The following is a 3,768-nucleotide window of genomic DNA, read 5'->3' on the forward strand; positions in this document are numbered from 1 at the left end:
CGGCGTAGCCAAAATCGCGGATGCGGTTGGCGACTTCCGTGCCGATGCGACCCAGGCCGAACACGCCCGCCCGAAACGCTCTCGTGGGGACGATCTGCTTGCGATGCCAGACCCGCTCTTTCTGTTGGGAGCGGTAATCCGCGTACCGCCTGTGAAAGGTCAGGACCCAGTATAGGGCGTGGGCAGCCATGTCACGGGCGACGGCCGGGTCGGCGAGCAGGATCACGGGAACATCGGGCAGGCTTGGATCTGCCACGAAATGCTCGGCGCCGGCGCCGAGGGAGAAAATCGCTTTGAGATTCGGATAGCGGTTCAGGTCACCGGCCGGATGGTTCCAGACCATCGCATAAACGACCTCGTCGGGATCGATGGGTTCGCCGAACACTTTGACAGGCAATTCAGGAAGCTGACGGCTGATTTCTCTTCGCCAGCTTTCATTGTCGTAGCCATGGTTGTTCAGCAGGATGGTCATGAGATCGGGTGCCACGTTGGAGAAGAAACAGCCCGCACGGAAGGGACGGCCGGCCGTTCGACCGCCGTGCAAGGCTCTGCAGACAAATCGTTGGAAACCTCGGCTAGCGTCGGCCGAGGTTCCAGATGGCAGATTAGTATCGATACGATGGATCGACACGATCGCACTGGCGCAACAGTGCCGGCCATTCATATTTGCCGAGCGGGAAATCGTCATACTGACGATGCGCCAGCCGCCAGATGTCTTCACGGCTCTTGTCGAGCTTGAGGCCTGTGGAATAGGCGTCGATCAAAACCCGGCACGCGCGGACGGTGTAATACAGGTTCATGAATGCTTCGCCAGCGTTGGCACCGACCGCCAGGAACCCGTGATTCTTCATGATCAGGCATTTCTTGCCTTCAATGTTCTTGGCGAGGCGATCCCGCTCCTCGAGGGTCAGCGACAGGCCTTCCCAGTCGTGGTAGCCGATGTCGCCCCAGAGCATCGAGCCGTCCTGCGTCAGGAACTCCAGGCCATCCTGCAGCGCGGTGATGGCGAGGCCTGCCGGCGCGTGGCTGTGGAACACGACCTTCATGTCGTGATGGGTGTTGTGGATTGCCGAATGGATGACAAAGCCTGCGGTGTTGACGTCCGGCGGTCCGTAGAGGACCTTTCCCTGCTCGTCGACCTTGATCAGGTTGGATGCCGTCACCTCATTGTAAAGCAAGCCGAACCGGTTCAGCAGGAACTGATGGTCGGTCCCCGGGACACGCATCGTGATGTGGTTCCAGATCAGATCGTCATAGCCGTACATGTTGGCGAGGCGATACAGGGCAGCGAGGTCGACACGCGCCTCCCATTCTTCCTTGGAAATGTTGGCATGGCCGCCCTGGACGCTGAAGTCCTCGGCTTTCATCTCTTTTGCCATTGTTGGTCCTTTCACTTGCGACGTTGTCAGGTGGAACGGAGGAATGTGTCGTTTTGCTCCTCCAGGAGCTTTACGGCCATCAGGTGGTTTTGATCGAAACCGTATTTGTCGACGGCTTTCTTGTAGACCGCCTCAACCTGCTCGCACATCGGCAGCATGGCTCCGACTGATCCTGCGAGCTCAAGAGTCAGGGCCATGTCTTTGTGGGCAAGTCCGAGCGCAAAGCCCGGGTCGTAGCTGCCGTCCAGGATTGCCGGCCCATACCGGTTGGCGACGTAGCTCGCCCCGGTGCTGCCCTGGATGATCCCCAGCATCGTATCAGCGGGAACGCCACCTTTTACCCCCAGCATGAGAGCCTCGCTAAGGGCCACTGAGTTGAGATAGCAGAGCACGACCTGCGCAATCTTGGCGACGTAGCCGGCTCCATGAGGCCCGAGGTGCATGACCCGGTTGCCAATCTTGTCCAAGACCGGCTTGCAGCGTTCAAAGACTTGGGCGTCGCCGCCGACCATGATCATCAGCGTCCCTGCGGCGGCACCTTCAATGCCGCCGGAGACCGGAGCATCGAGGAAGTCGATCCCGCGAGCCTCGGCGGCCGCGCGGATGCGGCGTTCGCATTCAAGGTTGTTCGTTGAGAGATCTATCCACGCCGCACCTTTCGGCAACGCGGCAACAATGCCTTCTTCCCCGAGCGCCACAGACTCGATGATTTTCGGGTTTGGCAGGGAGGTGAATGCGATATCGGCACCGCGGGCGGCCTCGGCCGCGGTCGCGGCCGTGGAGATCGCCTGATTGCCCGCCGCCGTTGCTGTCGACCGGACGGCATCGACCTTGTTGGAATCTAGGTCGAAAAGGGAAAGCTTGTAGCCGCCGCGCGCCAGGTTGCTGGCCATCGGCCCGCCCATGTTGCCCAAACCGATAAATGCAATCCGCATAGATGTCTCCGTTCAGTGGCAGCTGTGCGTCGACTACGACGTGCCGACCGATTTTGGCGTAGCTCCAGTTGGCGCTGTCGTGACTGGACCCGCAATGCCACTCTTTCTCACCCGCATTGACGTGGCAAACGAATATAATTATCGAGTCGTATCGAAGAATTCGATTTAAGGAAGCTTTTGAGTGAATATCGAGCATATCAGGGCATTTCTGGAGGTCGGCTCGACTGGCAGCTTCCAGCACGCCGCTGACCAGTTGAATGTCACTCAGTCGACGATTAGCGCGCGGATCAAGGCACTCGAACGTCGCCTGAATCGCCAGCTGTTTCATCGCAAGCGCAACGGAGTTGCCCTGACGACGGGTGGGCACCAGTTCCACTCAAGCGCGATCAACATCGCGCGGGCCTGGGAGCGCGGGCAGCAGGTCGCCACGTTGCCGGAAGGCCTGAATGCTTTCGTGACACTGGGGGTCGAGGACAACCATTGGCCCCGCGTCGTGCCTGGCTGGCTGGAACGCATGGCAAAGGCCCTGCCCGACGGTGTTGCAAGCGCCATCAGCGAGCGCTCGGATGTTCTGATGGAGAAACTGCGAGCCGGCCTGCTCGACATTGCCGTCCTCTATGATCCGCGTCACTGCGCGGAAGCACGAATCGAGCCGCTTATCAGCGAAGAACTCGTGATGGTCTCGACAAAGCCGCGTGCGGTCGAAAGCGGGGTTGTTCCCGGCTACGTCTTCGTCGATTGGGGGGAGACGTTCCGGGCCCAGCACAGCATGCATTTTCCCGGCGTCTTTAGCCACAAGCTCACGATCCGCAGTTCCGCAGTAGCCATGGATCATATCTTGGCCAATAGCGGCTCCGGATATTTCCTGGCCGAGTCCGTGGCGCCGCTGATCCAGTCTGGTCGCTTGCATGTGGTTGAGGGCGCGCCTCGCTTTCAGCGGACGGTGTTTGTTGCCTTTCGCATCGATGTCATAGCGCCAGATTCCGTCAAAACCGCTGTCGATGCCTTGCGCGACGCGATCGTCTGAACTCTCAACCTGCTCAAAGAAATATCATGAAAATCACAGCGTTGAAGACCCGACTGACCGACGTGCCTTTTGCGAAGCCGATCACCACCGCCATTCATAATATGCGCTCGGTCGGTTGCCTGCTCGTTTATCTGGAAACCGATGTCGGACTGGTGGGCCAAAGTTATATCTTCACGTTGAACGCCGTCCGGCTCAAAGCGTTCGACGAGATGGTCCGCGGCTTTTCGCATCGCATTGTGGGCCAGGATCCCCACTATGTGACGGCGATCAATTCAGCCATCTGGTCTGAAATCAATCCGACTGGCTATGCCGGCGTCACAATCTCGGCCCTTTCCGCGCTCGACACGGCATGCTGGGATCTGGTCGGCAAAAGCGCGGACCGGCCGCTGCATCATCTGTTCGGGGCCTGCAGGGATCGCATCCGCAC

The 3,768-nt window shown here is 59.5% G+C and carries 4 protein-coding genes and 1 pseudogene; 2 read left to right on the forward strand and 3 right to left on the reverse strand.

Annotated elements, in window-relative coordinates; translation table 11 throughout:
• The 3 genes from EOC94_RS33040 to EOC94_RS33050 all read right to left on the reverse strand — a co-directional run.
• Window positions 1-472, reverse strand: a 472-nt coding sequence (locus tag EOC94_RS33040) for an NAD(P)-dependent oxidoreductase (protein WP_281032985.1), incomplete at its 3' end; no start/stop codon positions are given.
• 133 nt (window positions 473-605) lie between these two features.
• On the reverse strand, window positions 606-1,379 hold the full coding sequence (locus tag EOC94_RS33045; protein ID WP_127295808.1) for a class II aldolase/adducin family protein: 774 nt from the start codon (window positions 1,377-1,379) through the stop codon (window positions 606-608).
• 26 nt (window positions 1,380-1,405) lie between these two features.
• Complete coding sequence (locus tag EOC94_RS33050; RefSeq protein ID WP_127295810.1) at window positions 1,406-2,314, reverse strand: NAD(P)-dependent oxidoreductase; 909 nt, start codon at window positions 2,312-2,314, stop codon at window positions 1,406-1,408.
• Between the two features lie 181 nt (window positions 2,315-2,495).
• Here EOC94_RS33050 and EOC94_RS33055 point away from each other — a divergent pair, with 181 nt between their 5' ends.
• A complete protein-coding gene (locus EOC94_RS33055; protein ID WP_127295812.1) occupies window positions 2,496-3,341 on the forward strand; it encodes a LysR family transcriptional regulator in 846 nt (281 codons plus the stop codon).
• 26 nt (window positions 3,342-3,367) lie between these two features.
• Window positions 3,368-3,768, forward strand: a pseudogene (locus EOC94_RS33060) (mandelate racemase/muconate lactonizing enzyme family protein); the annotation flags it as partial.

This window comes from Mesorhizobium sp. M6A.T.Ce.TU.016.01.1.1 (assembly GCF_003997065.1).
GTDB classification, from domain to species: Bacteria; Pseudomonadota; Alphaproteobacteria; order Rhizobiales; family Rhizobiaceae; genus Mesorhizobium; species Mesorhizobium mediterraneum.

What these genes read in the sequence shown, in the direction of transcription:
- EOC94_RS33045 (WP_127295808.1), bottom strand. Translation starts at nt 1,379, where the DNA reads ATGGCAAAAGAGATGAAAGCCGAGGACTTCAGCGTCCAGGGCGGCCAT.
- EOC94_RS33050 (WP_127295810.1), bottom strand. Translation starts at nt 2,314, where the DNA reads ATGCGGATTGCATTTATCGGTTTGGGCAACATGGGCGGGCCGATGGCC.